The sequence below is a fragment of the Nocardia sp. NPDC058658 genome (assembly GCF_042716665.1).
Lineage (GTDB): Bacteria > Actinomycetota > Actinomycetes > Mycobacteriales > Mycobacteriaceae > Nocardia.
The window spans coordinates 254,873-267,766 of record NZ_JBHXRR010000007.1; the positions used below are offsets into that span (position 1 = coordinate 254,873).

Annotated in this window: 18 protein-coding genes and 1 pseudogene; 14 read left to right on the forward strand and 5 right to left on the reverse strand. The window is 65.4% G+C overall.

The window, feature by feature from the left end; all coding sequences use genetic code 11:
* The first annotated feature begins 273 nt into the window (after positions 1-273).
* The 3 genes from ACFWUP_RS14150 to ACFWUP_RS14160 are packed head-to-tail and all read left to right on the forward strand — an operon-like array spanning position 274 to position 2,926.
* Entirely contained in the window at positions 274-1,275 is a 1,002-nt protein-coding gene (locus ACFWUP_RS14150; protein ID WP_379234173.1) for an ATP-binding cassette domain-containing protein, read from the forward strand.
* The gene (locus ACFWUP_RS14155) at positions 1,275-2,084 is read left to right on the forward strand and encodes an ABC transporter permease (RefSeq protein WP_379234175.1); all 810 of its coding nucleotides are present in this window, start codon (positions 1,275-1,277) and stop codon (positions 2,082-2,084) included. The genes ACFWUP_RS14150 and ACFWUP_RS14155 overlap by 1 nt, the downstream gene beginning before the upstream one ends.
* Entirely contained in the window at positions 2,081-2,926 is an 846-nt protein-coding gene (locus ACFWUP_RS14160) for an ABC transporter permease (RefSeq protein ID WP_379234177.1), read from the forward strand. Before ACFWUP_RS14155 ends, ACFWUP_RS14160 begins: the two co-directional genes overlap by 4 nt.
* Positions 2,927-2,995: 69 nt before the next feature.
* Here ACFWUP_RS14160 and ACFWUP_RS14165 read toward each other — a convergent pair whose 3' ends face one another.
* From ACFWUP_RS14165 to ACFWUP_RS14180, 4 genes are all read right to left on the reverse strand, one after another.
* The gene (locus ACFWUP_RS14165; RefSeq protein ID WP_379234179.1) at positions 2,996-4,183 is read right to left on the reverse strand and encodes a lycopene cyclase family protein; all 1,188 of its coding nucleotides are present in this window, start codon (positions 4,181-4,183) and stop codon (positions 2,996-2,998) included.
* A gap of 93 nt (positions 4,184-4,276) precedes the next feature.
* Positions 4,277-5,470, reverse strand: coding sequence for an ABC transporter permease (locus ACFWUP_RS14170; RefSeq protein WP_379234181.1), 1,194 nt, complete (start codon positions 5,468-5,470; stop codon positions 4,277-4,279).
* Positions 5,467-6,345 carry an ABC transporter ATP-binding protein gene (locus ACFWUP_RS14175; protein WP_379234183.1) on the reverse strand — a complete coding sequence of 293 codons (879 nt, stop codon included), beginning with the start codon at positions 6,343-6,345 and terminating at the stop codon, positions 5,467-5,469. Before ACFWUP_RS14175 ends, ACFWUP_RS14170 begins: the two co-directional genes overlap by 4 nt.
* A 63-nt stretch (positions 6,346-6,408) precedes the next feature.
* Positions 6,409-6,885, reverse strand: a complete 477-nt coding sequence (locus ACFWUP_RS14180; protein WP_379234185.1) for a hotdog fold domain-containing protein — start codon at positions 6,883-6,885, stop codon at positions 6,409-6,411.
* A gap of 560 nt (positions 6,886-7,445) precedes the next feature.
* Here ACFWUP_RS14180 and rpsJ point away from each other — a divergent pair.
* The 11 genes from rpsJ to rpsQ are packed head-to-tail and all read left to right on the forward strand — an operon-like array spanning position 7,446 to position 12,687.
* Entirely contained in the window at positions 7,446-7,751 is a 306-nt protein-coding gene (gene rpsJ / locus ACFWUP_RS14185; RefSeq protein ID WP_040804197.1) for a 30S ribosomal protein S10, read from the forward strand.
* 14 nt (positions 7,752-7,765) lie between these two features.
* A complete protein-coding gene (gene rplC, locus ACFWUP_RS14190) occupies positions 7,766-8,431 on the forward strand; it encodes a 50S ribosomal protein L3 (protein ID WP_379234187.1) in 666 nt (221 codons plus the stop codon).
* The gene (rplD, locus tag ACFWUP_RS14195; RefSeq protein WP_379234189.1) at positions 8,428-9,102 is read left to right on the forward strand and encodes a 50S ribosomal protein L4; all 675 of its coding nucleotides are present in this window, start codon (positions 8,428-8,430) and stop codon (positions 9,100-9,102) included. The genes rplC and rplD overlap by 4 nt, the downstream gene beginning before the upstream one ends.
* Complete coding sequence (gene rplW, locus ACFWUP_RS14200; RefSeq protein ID WP_378953639.1) at positions 9,099-9,404, forward strand: 50S ribosomal protein L23; 306 nt, start codon at positions 9,099-9,101, stop codon at positions 9,402-9,404. The genes rplD and rplW overlap by 4 nt, the downstream gene beginning before the upstream one ends.
* Positions 9,405-9,436: 32 nt before the next feature.
* The gene (gene rplB / locus ACFWUP_RS14205; protein WP_056818484.1) at positions 9,437-10,273 is read left to right on the forward strand and encodes a 50S ribosomal protein L2; all 837 of its coding nucleotides are present in this window, start codon (positions 9,437-9,439) and stop codon (positions 10,271-10,273) included.
* A gap of 14 nt (positions 10,274-10,287) precedes the next feature.
* A complete protein-coding gene (gene rpsS / locus ACFWUP_RS14210; RefSeq protein ID WP_056818481.1) occupies positions 10,288-10,569 on the forward strand; it encodes a 30S ribosomal protein S19 in 282 nt (93 codons plus the stop codon).
* On the forward strand, positions 10,566-10,967 hold the full coding sequence (gene rplV, locus ACFWUP_RS14215) for a 50S ribosomal protein L22 (RefSeq protein ID WP_067448312.1): 402 nt from the start codon (positions 10,566-10,568) through the stop codon (positions 10,965-10,967). The genes rpsS and rplV overlap by 4 nt, the downstream gene beginning before the upstream one ends.
* Positions 10,968-11,762: a 30S ribosomal protein S3 gene (rpsC, locus tag ACFWUP_RS14220; RefSeq protein ID WP_379234191.1), complete on the forward strand. Its 795-nt coding sequence runs from the start codon at positions 10,968-10,970 to the stop codon at positions 11,760-11,762. It abuts the gene before it with no gap.
* Between the two features lie 3 nt (positions 11,763-11,765).
* Positions 11,766-12,182, forward strand: a complete 417-nt coding sequence (rplP, locus tag ACFWUP_RS14225; RefSeq protein ID WP_056818475.1) for a 50S ribosomal protein L16 — start codon at positions 11,766-11,768, stop codon at positions 12,180-12,182.
* Entirely contained in the window at positions 12,182-12,421 is a 240-nt protein-coding gene (gene rpmC / locus ACFWUP_RS14230; RefSeq protein ID WP_378598401.1) for a 50S ribosomal protein L29, read from the forward strand. Before rplP ends, rpmC begins: the two co-directional genes overlap by 1 nt.
* Positions 12,418-12,687, forward strand: a complete 270-nt coding sequence (gene rpsQ / locus ACFWUP_RS14235; protein ID WP_101464453.1) for a 30S ribosomal protein S17 — start codon at positions 12,418-12,420, stop codon at positions 12,685-12,687. Before rpmC ends, rpsQ begins: the two co-directional genes overlap by 4 nt.
* An 85-nt stretch (positions 12,688-12,772) precedes the next feature.
* Here rpsQ and ACFWUP_RS14240 read toward each other — a convergent pair.
* Positions 12,773-12,894, reverse strand: a pseudogene (locus tag ACFWUP_RS14240) (IS30 family transposase); the annotation flags it as partial.

Sequence of the window (12,894 nt, forward strand, 5' to 3'; positions counted from 1 at the left end):
CGAGTGTTTCCCCGAAGGTCAGCGTATGGGTGCGCAGCCGTGCCGACAAGGGCGATGCACTGCCCCCGCACTGCCCACGTGAGCAACGCAACACCGCAGTCTTCGCACGCGACGACCGGCAAACCGGGCGCATCCACGCCAGACCGGGCCGGGAAAACCGGCAGACCGGTAACATCGCGCCGAACGGTATGGATCACTTACCGGGAAGTATTTGTTCCGCGTGCGCTCGTCTCTGATTCCAGCCGTGCGCACCCGGCCGATGGTGGAGAGTTGATGCCGAGTTCGATCTCAGTGGATTCGCCTGCAGGTGGCGTCGCGTCGAGCGACAGTGAACCCGCGGTGCTGGTGTCCGACGTGCGCAAGTCGTTCGGCGATGTGCACGCTTTGCAGGGCATCAGTTTCCAGGCGGACAAGGCCAGTGTGCTCGGCATCCTCGGGCCCAACGGTGCGGGCAAGACCACCATGGTCAAGATCCTGTCCACGCTGCTTCGTCCCGACTCCGGCACCGCCGTGGTCGCCGGGCACGACGTGCTCACCGATGCCGCGGGCGTGCGCCGTTCGATCATGATGACCGGCCAGTACGCCGCGCTCGACGAGAACCTGACCGGCCGCGAGAACCTCGAGCTGTTCGGTCGCCTGATGGGCCTGACCAAGTCGGCCGCCCGCAAGCGCGCCGAGGTCCTCCTCGAGGAATTCGACCTGGTCAGTGCGGGTAAGCGCGCCGTGCGCAACTACTCCGGTGGTATGCGTCGTCGCGTAGACATCGCCTGCGGGCTGGTCGTGCGGCCCGAGGTGGTCTTCCTCGACGAGCCGACCACCGGCCTCGACCCGCGCAGCCGTCAGGGCGTGTGGGACCTGGTCACCGCGCTCAAGAATCAGGGCATCACGGTACTGCTCACCACGCAGTACCTCGAAGAAGCCGACGTGCTCAGCGACAACATCATCGTCATCGACAAGGGCACCGTCATCGCCGAAGGCACCGCCGACGAGCTCAAGGCCAAGACCGGTGGCAGCTTCTGCGAGATCGTCCCCCTGGATCTGAGCCGCATCCCGCAAACCGTGAAAGCCCTCGGCGACCTGGTTCCGGCCGCCGTCGCCGCCGAGATCGACGGCGCCGACAAACTGTCCATCCCCGCCCCCGACGGCGCCGCCACCCTCGCCGAGGCACTGCGCAGGCTCGACAACGCCGGCATCGACCTGGCCGACATCGCCCTGCGCCGCCCCTCGCTCGACGACGTGTTCCTGTCGATCACCGGCCACTCGGGCGGCCACTAGTGAGCGTCTCCACCCCTGCGGCGAACAACCTGTTCGCCGAGCTTCCCGCTGTGCGCCCGAGCAGCTTCGCGCAGTGGCGCGCGCTGACCGGGCGCATCGTGCTCACCATGGCCACCAAGGGCGAGCTGATCGTCGCGGTGCTCACCCCGCTCGTGGTGACCGTGGCCTTCTACCTGCCGTTGCGGTACGTCATGAAGGTCCAGGGCATCGACTACGCGCAGTACGTGATGCCGATCGTCGTGCTGCAGACCATGGCCATGACGATGATGTCGAACGCGCAGCTCGCGGCGTTCGAAGCGCTCACCGGATTGAGCACCCGACTGCAGACCATGCCGATCGGTTCGCTGGTTCCGTTGATGTCGCGCATCTGCGCGGGTCTGGTGCGCTCGATCGTCTCGCTGATCGCGACCATCGGATACGGCTATGTGATCGGGTTCCGGTTCACCGGTGGCTGGTTGCAGGCGCTCGCGTTCGGCGGCTTCGCGCTGGCGGTCGGCCTCGTCCTCACTCTCGGCGCCGACGCGCTCGGCAGCCTCACCAAGAACCCCGAGGCGCTGAGCCAGGCACTCACGCTGCCGATTCTGATCTTCGGCATGATGTCGACCGGGTTCGTGCCAGAGGCCAGCTTCCCGACCTGGGTGCGGCCGTTCGCGCGCAACCAGCCGATCTCCCAGTTCGCCCAGACCCTCAGCGATATGGCCGTCGGCCACCTGAGCTGGGCCGGCACCTGGGTGTCGCTGGCGTGGCTCGGCGGGCTGGCAGTTCTGTTCCTCCCACTGGCTGTGTGGGCGAGTGTGAGGCGATCATGACAACAATCGAGAAGGCATCGGTCGAGGAGGCCGCCGCCGACCTGCCGGTGGTGCACGCCAAGCCGGAGGGTTCGGTGTCGGTGTGGTTCACCCACAGCCTGATCCAGACCAAGCGGCTGCTGATGGTGTGGTTGCGCGACCCGTCCACGACCATCCAGACCATCGCCTACCCCGCGGTGACGCTGCTGATGTTCCGCATCGTGCTCGGTGACTCGATCACCGCGGCCACCGGAACCCCCAGCATCTACGGCCAGGCCGCGCTGCTCACCCTCGTCGCGGCCATGACCGGCGCCGTCGTGAGTGCCCTCGGGTTCAAACGCGAGAAGGCATCGGGCCTGCTCAGCCGGTTCTACACAATGCCGCTGAACAAGGCCTCGCTGCTCACCGGACGACTGCTGGCCGAGATGCTGCGCATCCTGATCACCACGCTGATCGTGCTGCTCGTGGCGGTGCCACTCGGGTTCCTGTTCATGGAGGACCCGTTCGCCAATATCGCGCTGGTGCTGGTCCCGGTGCTGTTCGGCGTCGGGTTCGCGGTGATGGTGACCGCGCTGGCCACGATCACCGAGGGCGTGATGCTGATCAGCCTCATCGGCATCCTCAACACCCTGCTGATGTTCTTCAACACCGGCTTCGTGCCCGTGTTCGCGTACCCGACCTGGTTGCAGGACGTGGTCGCGAATCAGCCGATGAGCTGCGCGATCGACGCGATGAAGGGGCTGTCCTACGGCGGGCCCGTCGCCGAGCCGCTGCTCAAGACTGTCGCGTGGACGGTGGGGATGGTCGTGGTGTTCGCGTATCCGGCGATTGTCGGGTACAAGAAGGCGGCCGAGACCTCGTAGGACTGGCGAAATCACGCACTTCGTTCGTTCTCAGTCAGAAAACTGATCGAAGCGAGGCGGATTGCGTGATTACGCCGGTTTCCCATCGAATTCCGGTGCGTGGTCGAAGGGGTAGTCGAGCCACCGGTCGCGATTGGTCCACCCGACCAGGTCGTAGCGCCAGCGGAACGGCCAGGTGTGGGCGACGGTGTTGAACAAGGCTGTGCCGAGGGCGGTGTAGTCGTCGTGGGCCGAGAGTAGGGCTCGTTGGCGGCGGTCGGATTCGGTGAAGAACGCGTCGAACATCGCGATGGACTGGTCGGTGGTGAGTCGGCCAAGGCCCCACAGGCCGCGCATCCGCATCCAGTAGACCGATCGCGCCTGCCACGGCCAGAGGGCGGCGATCGGGTTGTCGCCCTGCTGGACCGCGGTGATCGCGGTGTCGGCCAGTGCGAGGGAGTCGGCCACGCTGTAGCCGGTGCAGGGGTGCATCATGCCGCCGCGCGAGCCGAACGGGACCGCGATCGCGCTGCCCTTCTTCGGGGGCGGCTGGTCAAGGGGATAGTGGGCGGCTTCGTGGGGTTCGTCGCCGGTGAGAGTGATCCCGTGCGCCGCGAGCCTGTTCAACGTGCGCTTGCGTAACTCGTGCTGCGGCATCCCGCCGCGTAAGCCGAGGCTGGTCTCCTCGAAGATCACCGTCCCGTCCCCGAGCGGCACCGCGTAGAGGAACGACGGTGGCTCGTCCGGGCCCGCGCCGTTCTCCGGACGCCAATCCAGCAGCAGCCCTTCACCTTCCGCGACCATGGGTGCTGCGGTCTCGGCATCGACGAAGATCCCGTGCGCCGAGGCGGCCCTGCGCTTGCCCAGCGTCGGCAGTCCGCGTGTATCGAACACGGTGGCCGCCGAGATCACGGTCCCGTCCGCGAGCTCCACCTCGTGCGCGTCGACTCGCCGCGCCCGATCCGCGAAAACCGTGGCGTCGTCCAAGGCCAGAGCCGCATGCAGCCCGGCCTTCGAGAGCACGCAGTAGGGCCGCTCGATCCGATGCTCACCCTTGGTCCACACCGTCGGCGCCGCGATGCGCTGCGCGATCGCGCTCTCGGGCAGCCACTCCGGCAGCTCGTCGATCCAGCAGGAGAAGGTCGGCGGAAACAGCCGCTCGGGCCGAGGATCCACGGCCGCGACCCGCAACCCGGCTACGGCCGCGCGATGCGCCAACCCCCGCCCGGCCGGACCCAACCCGACCACACAGATATCGAATTCCCGCGCAACGCTCACGCCCGCATTCAATCCGCAGCACCCGCGCCACGCAAGCATCCTGTGATCCGGTCGCCACTTCGTCCGCGCGACCGTGACGGCCGGATGCGGGCGCTAGTCCTCCAGCGCCAGCGCCTGGCGCATCGTCAGGCGCCCCTGGGTCTGCATCAGGGAGCGGCGGTAGATCTTCTCGGCGACAACGACGATCCCGTAGGTGGCCACGGCCATCAGCGCCAGCGCGATGAACGGCTCCCACCAGGCCGCGGTGCCATCGGCCAGGCGGCCCGGCATGGCGACGATGGACATGATCGGCACATAGGACGCGATCACCCGGGCGGTGCCGGTGAGGAAGATGCCCGCGAACAGCACGATCATGATCAGCATCGACAGGGGAGTGGCGGTGGACTGGAGGTCTTCGCTGCGGGTGGCCAGCGAACCGGCGACGGCCCACAGACTCGCCAGCGCGAGGAAACCGACCAGGAAGAACACGATGAACCACCCCGCGGCCCCGGCGACCTGGCCGAGCTGAGCGCCCTTTCCGGTCACCGCCAGCCCGGCCAGCCCCGCACCGACGAACAGCACCAACTGCCCGAACGCCAGCGCCGCATTGCCCGCGACCTTGCCGATCAGCAACTGCCGCAACGGCATCGCACTGGCGAGGATTTCCACGATCCGGTTCTGCTTCTCCTCGACCACGCTCTGCGCGATGGACATGCCGAACAGGATCGACGCCAGATAGAAAAGGAACGCGAAGACGAACGCGACCATCTTGGCCAGGCCGGGATCGATCGAGCCCTTGTCGAGCAGGTCGTAGGTCACCGTCGCGCCCTGGCTCAACTCTTCGAGTGAGACACCTGCGGCGGCGGCATTGCGCTGCAACGCGAGCTGCTGGGCGGCGGCGGTGATGTAGGTGGTGGCCTGATCGTCCTCGGCGGTCTTGCCGATCAGCTGCCACCCGGTGGGTTCGGCGGGTACGAGGCCCACGTCGACCTCGTCCTCGCGCACCAGGCGTTCGACTTCGGCTCGGTCGGTGACCGGGCGTGCGGTGAAAGTGGTGTCTTCGCTCGCGGCCAGGCTGTTGGCCGTGTCGAGCACGACCGAGGTATCCGAACCCGTGATCGCCACGTCGACCTTGTCGGGCCTGCTGCTGAGAAATCCGCTGACCGCCAGCGACGCGATGATCGCCACGATCGTCACCACCGTCGAGATCACGAAGTTGCGATCGCGCAACTTCACCACGATCTCCCTGGCCGCGACGATCCGCCACACATTGCCTGTGGCCGCGCGAGCCTGCTCCGAACCGCTCACTTCGTCACCTCCCGGTAGATCTCGGCGACTGTTGGACGCACTTCGGCGAACTCCCTCACCGACCCCCGCGACAGCGCTTCTTTCAGCAGCTCGTCGGTACCGCCGCTGTCGACCTCGAACAACACGCCCGGCCCGGCACTTTCGACCACCTGAACTCCCGGGTACTCCCGCAACCACCCCGGATCACCATCGAATACGAGGCGATACCGCGACCCGCCGCTGGACCGCAGCTCCTCGACCGAACCCTCCCCGACCACCCGCCCTGAGGCGAGTACGACCAGTTGATCGCACAGTCGCTCCACCAGATCCAGCTGATGCGAGGAGAACAGCACCGGCACACCCTGATCGGCGAACTCGCGCAGCAACTCCACCATCGAGTCGACGGCGAGGGGATCGAGCCCGGAGAACGGCTCGTCCAGGATCAGCGCCGACGGCTGCGCGATCACCGCGGCCGCGATCTGCACGCGCTGCTGATTACCCAGCGACAACGACTCGAGCTTGTCCTTGCCACGCGCGCCCAGATCGAACCGCTCCAGCAAGCTTTCGGTACGCGCCTTCGCCTTATCGGCGGGCAGCCCACGCAACCGGGCCAGGTAGACGAGCTGGTCGGCCACCGGCTGCTTCGGATAGAGCCCACGTTCCTCTGGCATGTATCCGAACGAGCGCCGATCCAGGGTGGTCACCGGTCGCCCGTCCCACCGGATCTCACCGGACTGAATGGCCAAGACGCCCATGATCATTCGCATCGTGGTGGTCTTGCCCGCGCCGTTGCCCCCGACGAAACCGGTCAACGCGCCGGGTGGCACCGCGAACGAGACATCATCGACCGCGACGTTGTCCCCGAACCTGCGCGTCACTCCCACGACTTCCAACATCGGATCCCCATCCTGTCGCCGTTGCCGACAACGGTACCGATGCGACAGCCGGCCCAGCCGTGATCAGCGTGGGGAGACCCAGGTGGTGATGTCGGCGTGGACGACCTCGATGCCGTCCTTGTCGTAGACCGACACCGGGACGGTGAGCTCCTGTCCCTTGGTGATCGCCGTGAAGTCGGGGATCTCGGCGAGCTTCGCCACCGCGCGCAGACTGGTTTCCGCCTTGGCCAGGTACTGCACGTTCATCGACTTGGGGATCCAGCGATGCGTGGTGGGAACGGTGGCCTCGCTGAGCATGCCCATCGCCACCTCGGCGAGGTTGCACGCGGCGATGGCGTGGAAGGTGCCGAGGTGGTTGTGGATGCCGAACCACTTCGGGGAGGTCACCTCGCAGACACCGGGTTCCAGGCGGACCACCTGGGGCAGCACGGTGCCGAAGTAGGGGACCCGGGCGACCATGCCGAGCGAGAACAGCGCGTGCCCGATGCGGTTGTCGGGCAGCTTCTTCCAGCCGCGGTAGGTCGCGGTTTCCTGTGTCATGGGCTCTATCTTACTCAAAAGTAAGTTATGCGAAACCCCTGCCGGTGACAGACGTGGCGACGAGCCAGCTACCATTGATCGGTACAGCCCAGCCGGCGGTGCGGTCGAGGTGGAAGCCCCTGTGTGGGCGTGATCGATACCTCATGACCCCCGATTTGAACGACGTCGTCGGCATGGTGCATACTGTTCGGGTTGCCTTGCGCAGGATTGTTCGACTCTTTCGGAGCGGATGCCTGAACAAGGGGAGCAGTAGTTTGTATCTCGCCGGTTCGCCGGTGTGGATACGTTCGGAACCACGCACTTCCGGCCCATGGTGAGCAATCGACCGGGGTCGGAGATTAAGAGTTAGGGCGACACGCCCGACCGCGTGGACCGGAGAACCATGACAGATGAACAGCGGCGAGGACTAGGTAGTGCCTTTTGGTGCGCCCTGGTTGCGGGTCTTTCAGTGGGAAACCACGCTGAGGCGTCTTTTTTGTGGTTCGGGCTGTGCAAATTGAGGGTGGTGCGGGAGCTAGCTCCTGTGACCACGAAGGAAAGCGGAGAAAAGGACACTTAGCGTGGCGGGACAAAAGATCCGCATCAGGCTCAAGGCCTATGACCACGAGGCGATCGACGCGTCAGCGCGCAAGATCGTGGAAACGGTGACCCGCACCGGCGCCCGTGTGGTCGGGCCTGTGCCGTTGCCGACCGAGAAGAACATCTACTGCGTCATCCGTTCGCCGCACAAGTACAAGGACTCGCGCGAACACTTCGAGATGCGCACGCACAAACGCCTCATCGACATCCTCGACCCGACGCCGAAGACGGTTGACGCGCTCATGCGCATCGACCTCCCGGCCAGCGTCGACGTCAACATTCAGTGACGGGGACTCGAGACATGACTGACAACAAGAACCGGCCCGCAGCCGGCATCCTGGGCACCAAGCTCGGCATGACCCAGGTCTTCGACGAGAAGAACCGCGTCGTCCCGGTCACCGTCATCAAGGCGGGCCCGAACGTGGTCACCCAGATTCGTACCGTGGAGCGCGACGGCTATTCGGCCGTGCAGATCGCTTTCGGCGCCATCGACCCGCGCAAGGTGAACAAGCCGGTTTCCGGCCAGTTCGCCAAGGCCGGTGTCACCCCGCGTCGCCACGTCACCGAGATCCGCGTCGCGGATGCCTCCACCTTCGAGATCGGCCAGGAACTCTCGGCTGATGTCTTCGAAGAGGGCACCTACGTCGACGTGACCGGAATCAGCAAGGGCAAGGGCTTCGCCGGCACCATGAAGCGTCACGGCTTCAAGGGCCAGGGTGCCTCGCACGGTGCGCAGGCTGTGCACCGTCGCCCGGGTTCCATCGGTGGCTGTGCCACCCCCGGCCGCGTGTTCAAGGGCATGCGCATGTCGGGCCGTATGGGTAACGACCGTGTCACCACGCAGAACCTCTCGGTTCACAAGGTGGATGCCGAGAACGGTTTGCTCCTGGTCAAGGGTGCTATCCCGGGCCGCAAGGGCAACATCGTGATCGTCAAGAGCGCCGTGAAGGGTGGTGCGCACGCATGACCAGCCTCGACAAGAAGGCCAACCTGACGCTGACCGTCAAGGCCGCAGGCGGCAAGACCGAAGGCACCGTCGAACTCCCCTCGGAGATCTTCGACGTGACCGCCAACGTCGCGCTGATGCACCAGGTCGTCATCGCTCAGCTGGCCGCCGCTCGCCAGGGCACCCACTCCACGAAGACTCGTGGCGAGGTCTCCGGTGGTGGCAAGAAGCCGTACCGCCAGAAGGGCACCGGCCGCGCCCGTCAGGGCTCGACCCGTGCGCCGCAGTTCGCAGGCGGTGGCACCGTCCACGGCCCGCAGCCGCGTGACTACAGCCAGCGGACCCCCAAGAAGATGAAGGCCGCCGCCCTGCGCGGTGCCCTGTCCGACCGGGCCCGCAACGAGCGCATCCACGTGATCACCGAACTGGTCGCGGGTCAGACCCCGTCGACCAAGATTGCCAAGGACTTCCTTGCCGAGCTCTCGGGCCGCAAGAAGTTCCTGGTCGTCGTCGGCCGCGAGGACGTCGCCGCGTGGAAGAGCGTGGCGAACCTGGAGAACGTGCTGCCGATCGCCCCGGATCAGCTCAACACCTACGACGTGCTCAACAGCGACGACGTGGTGTTCAGCGTCGAGGCCCTGAACGCATTCGTTCACGGTCCCGCCGAGGCGGCCCAGGAGGAGAGCAAGTGACCACCATCGCCGACCCCCGCGACATCCTGCTCGCGCCGGTCATCTCGGAGAAGTCCTACGGGCTGATCGAGGAAGGCACCTACACCTTCCTGGTGCACCCGGACTCGAACAAGACGCAGATCAAGATCGCCGTTGAGAAGGTTTTCGGCGTCAAGGTCACCAGCGTCAATACCGCCAACCGTCAGGGCAAGCGCAAGCGGACCAAATTCGGTTACGGAAAGCGCAAGGACACCAAGCGCGCACTCGTGACCCTCTCGGCCGATAGCAAGCCCATCGAGATCTTCGGAGGACCGGTCGCGTAAGCGCCTGGGACTCCAGAAAGCGAGAAGAACTCATGGCAATCCGTAAATACAAGCCGACTACACCGGGCCGTCGTGGCTCGAGTGTCTCGGACTTCGCCGAGATCACCCGGTCGACGCCGGAGAAGTCGCTGCTGCGCCCGCTCACCAAGTCCGGTGGTCGTAACGCGCACGGTCGCATCACCACGCGTCACCGCGGTGGCGGTCACAAGCGTGCCTACCGTCTGATCGACTTCCGTCGGCTGGACAAGGACGGCATCCCGGCCAAGGTCGCTCACATCGAGTACGACCCCAACCGCACCGCCAACATCGCACTGCTGCACTTTGCCGACGGCGAGAAGCGCTACATCATCGCGCCGAAGGGCATCAAGCAGGGCAGCCCGATCGAGTCCGGCCCCACGGCCGACATCAAGCCGGGTAACAACCTGCCGCTGCGCAACATCCCGACCGGTACCACGATTCACAACGTGGAGCTGCGTCCGGGCGGCGGCGCCAAGATGGCTCGTTCCGCTGGAATGAGCATTCAGCTGCTGGGCAAGGAAGGGCCGTACGCGACCCTTCGTATGCCCTCGGGTGAAATCCGCCGTGTCGACGTGCGCTGCCGCGCCACCGTCGGCGAGGTCGGCAACGCCGAGCAGTCGAACATCAACTGGGGCAAGGCCGGCCGTATGCGCTGGAAGGGCCGTCGTCCCACCGTCCGTGGTGTCGTCATGAACCCGGTCGACCACCCGCACGGTGGTGGTGAGGGTAAGACCTCCGGTGGTCGCCACCCGGTCTCCCCGTGGGGTCAGCCTGAAGGCCGTACTCGCAAGCCCAACCGCCCGAGCGACAAGCTCATCGTTCGCCGTCGTAAGACCGGCAAGAAGCGCTAAGGAGGAGGTAAGAAATGCCACGCAGCCTCAAGAAGGGCCCGTTCGTCGACGACCACCTCCTCGCGAAGGTGGACGTCCAGAACGAAAAGGGCACGAAGCAGGTCATCAAGACCTGGTCGCGTCGCTCGACCATCATCCCCGATTTCATCGGCCACACTTTCGCCGTCCACGACGGTCGCAAGCATGTCCCGGTGTTCATCTCGGACAACATGGTCGGCCACAAGCTTGGTGAATTCGCGCCGACCAGGACGTTCAAGAGCCACGTCAAGGACGACCGGAAGAGCAAGCGGCGATGACTGAAACCATTCAGAACCCGACTGCACGCGCAACCGCCAAGCACGTTCGGGTCACCCCGATGAAGGCCCGTCGAGTCGTGGACCTGGTCCGCGGCAAGAGCGTCGAGGACGCGCTGGCGATCCTGCGGTTCGCACCGCAGGCTGCCAGCGAGCCCGTGGCCAAGGTCGTGGCTTCGGCCGCGGCGAACGCCGAGAACAACCTCGGCCTCAACCCGGCCACCCTGGTCATCTCGACTGCTTTTGTCGACGAGGGCGCCACCATGAAGCGTTTCCAGCCGCGGGCCCAGGGCCGTGCGTTCCGGATTCGTAAGCGCACCAGCCACATCACCATCGAGGTCGAGAGCGTGCCCACCACCGGCGCTGCCACTCGTAGCCGCCGGAAGGGAGGGGCAAAGTAAATGGGACAGAAAATTAACCCCCATGGCTTCCGCCTCGGTATCACCACCGACTGGAAGTCGCGTTGGTACGCGGACAAGCAGTACGCGGAATACGTGAAGGAAGACGTTCAGATCCGCAAGCTCCTGGCCACTGGCATGGAGCGTGCAGGTATCTCGAAGGTCGAGATCGAGCGCACCCGTGATCGCGTCCGTGTGGATATCTTCACCGCGCGTCCCGGCATCGTGATCGGTCGCCGTGGCGCGGAAGCCGATCGCATCCGTGCCGAGCTGGAGAAGCTCACCAAGAAGCAGGTTCAGCTCAACATCCTCGAGGTCAAGAACCCCGAATCGGATGCGCAGCTGGTTGCTCAGGGTGTTGCCGAGCAGCTGTCCAACCGTGTGGCGTTCCGTCGTGCGATGCGTAAGGCCATTCAGTCGGCCATGCGTTCGCCGAACGTCAAGGGCATCCGCGTGCAGTGCTCGGGCCGCCTCGGTGGCGCCGAAATGTCGCGCTCGGAGTTCTACCGTGAAGGTCGCGTTCCGCTGCACACGCTGCGTGCGGACATCGACTACGGCCTCTACGAGGCCAAGACCACCTTCGGTCGCATCGGCGTCAAGGTCTGGATCTACAAGGGCGACATCGTCGGTGGTCGTCGTGAAGTGACCGCCGCCGCCGCTGCTCCGGATCGCCAGCGTCGCGAGCGTCCGAGCCGTCCTCGTCGGTCGGGTGCCACTGGCACCACTGCGACCAGCACCGAGGTCGGTCGCGCCGCCACTGCAGTGGCGGAGGCTCCGGCAGAGAACAAGGAGGGCTGACGCATGCTGATGCCCCGTAGGGTCAAGCACCGCAAGCAGCACCACCCCGGTCGCTCCGGCATGGCCAAGGGCGGCACCGCGGTGGCCTTCGGTGAGTACGGCATCCAGGCTCTCGAGCCCGCCTACGTCACCAACCGTCAGATCGAGTCGGCACGTATTGCGATGACCCGCCACATCAAGCGTGGCGGCAAGATCTGGATCAACATCTACCCCGATCGTCCGCTCACGAAGAAGCCGGCCGAAACCCGCATGGGTTCCGGTAAGGGTTCGCCGGAGTGGTGGGTCGCGAACGTGAAGCCCGGTCGGGTCATGTTCGAGATGTCTTACCCCAACGAGGAGACCGCTCGTGAGGCCCTGCGCCGCGCGATGCACAAGCTCCCGATGAAATGCAGGATCGTGACCAGGGAGGAGCAGTTCTGATGGCTACAGAAACACCGGCCGCAGAGCTCCGTGAGCTCAACGAAGAAGAGCTCGTGGCCAAACTGCGCGAGTCGAAGGAAGAGCTGTTCAACCTGCGCTTCCAGATGGCGACGGGTCAGCTCGACAACAACCGTCGACTGCGCGTCGTCCGCCACGAGATCGCGCGCATTTACACGGTCATGCGTGAGCGCGAGCTCGGCCTGGCCACGGCGCCCGCTGGCAAGGGAGATGCGGCATGAGCGAGAACACCACAGAGCGCAACAGCCGCAAGGTTCGCAGCGGCTACGTTGTCTCGGACAAGATGAACAAGACGATCGTCGTCGAGCTGGAAGACCGTCACCGGCACAAGCTCTACGGCAAGATCATTCGCACCACCTCCAAGGTGAAGGCGCATGACGAGAACGAGATCGCCCACGTCGGCGACCACGTTCAGCTGATGGAGACCCGTCCGCTGTCGGCCACCAAGCGCTGGCGTCTGGTCGAGGTCCTGGAGAAGGCCAAGTAAGGTCCCTCCCGATCCATCGAGATCGTTTCTACGAAGGCCCGTTTCCCTTGGGCGGTTTCAAGGGGTCGTCGCAACACCACTGGTGTTAGACGGTAAGTAGATCACGCAGACACTCGGCTGGGGTATCCCAGCCGAGCGTCTTGCGTGGACGACCATTGAGCTCCTGGGCGACGTGCTCGAGATCGGCAGGACCGAACACGCTCAGAT

Excerpts from the sequence above, each read along its gene's own strand:
- ACFWUP_RS14150 (WP_379234173.1), top strand. The coding sequence starts at position 274 with ATGCCGAGTTCGATCTCAGTGGATTCGCCTGCAGGTGGCGTCGCGTCG.
- ACFWUP_RS14160 (WP_379234177.1), top strand. The coding sequence starts at position 2,081 with ATGACAACAATCGAGAAGGCATCGGTCGAGGAGGCCGCCGCCGACCTG.
- ACFWUP_RS14175 (WP_379234183.1), bottom strand. The coding sequence starts at position 6,345 with ATGTTGGAAGTCGTGGGAGTGACGCGCAGGTTCGGGGACAACGTCGCG.
- ACFWUP_RS14180 (WP_379234185.1), bottom strand. The coding sequence starts at position 6,885 with ATGACACAGGAAACCGCGACCTACCGCGGCTGGAAGAAGCTGCCCGAC.
- rplC (WP_379234187.1), top strand. The coding sequence starts at position 7,766 with ATGACTGACAACAAGAACCGGCCCGCAGCCGGCATCCTGGGCACCAAG.
- rplD (WP_379234189.1), top strand. The coding sequence starts at position 8,428 with ATGACCAGCCTCGACAAGAAGGCCAACCTGACGCTGACCGTCAAGGCC.
- rplB (WP_056818484.1), top strand. The coding sequence starts at position 9,437 with ATGGCAATCCGTAAATACAAGCCGACTACACCGGGCCGTCGTGGCTCG.
- rpsS (WP_056818481.1), top strand. The coding sequence starts at position 10,288 with ATGCCACGCAGCCTCAAGAAGGGCCCGTTCGTCGACGACCACCTCCTC.
- rplV (WP_067448312.1), top strand. The coding sequence starts at position 10,566 with ATGACTGAAACCATTCAGAACCCGACTGCACGCGCAACCGCCAAGCAC.
- rpsC (WP_379234191.1), top strand. The coding sequence starts at position 10,968 with ATGGGACAGAAAATTAACCCCCATGGCTTCCGCCTCGGTATCACCACC.
- rplP (WP_056818475.1), top strand. The coding sequence starts at position 11,766 with ATGCTGATGCCCCGTAGGGTCAAGCACCGCAAGCAGCACCACCCCGGT.
- rpmC (WP_378598401.1), top strand. The coding sequence starts at position 12,182 with ATGGCTACAGAAACACCGGCCGCAGAGCTCCGTGAGCTCAACGAAGAA.
- rpsQ (WP_101464453.1), top strand. The coding sequence starts at position 12,418 with ATGAGCGAGAACACCACAGAGCGCAACAGCCGCAAGGTTCGCAGCGGC.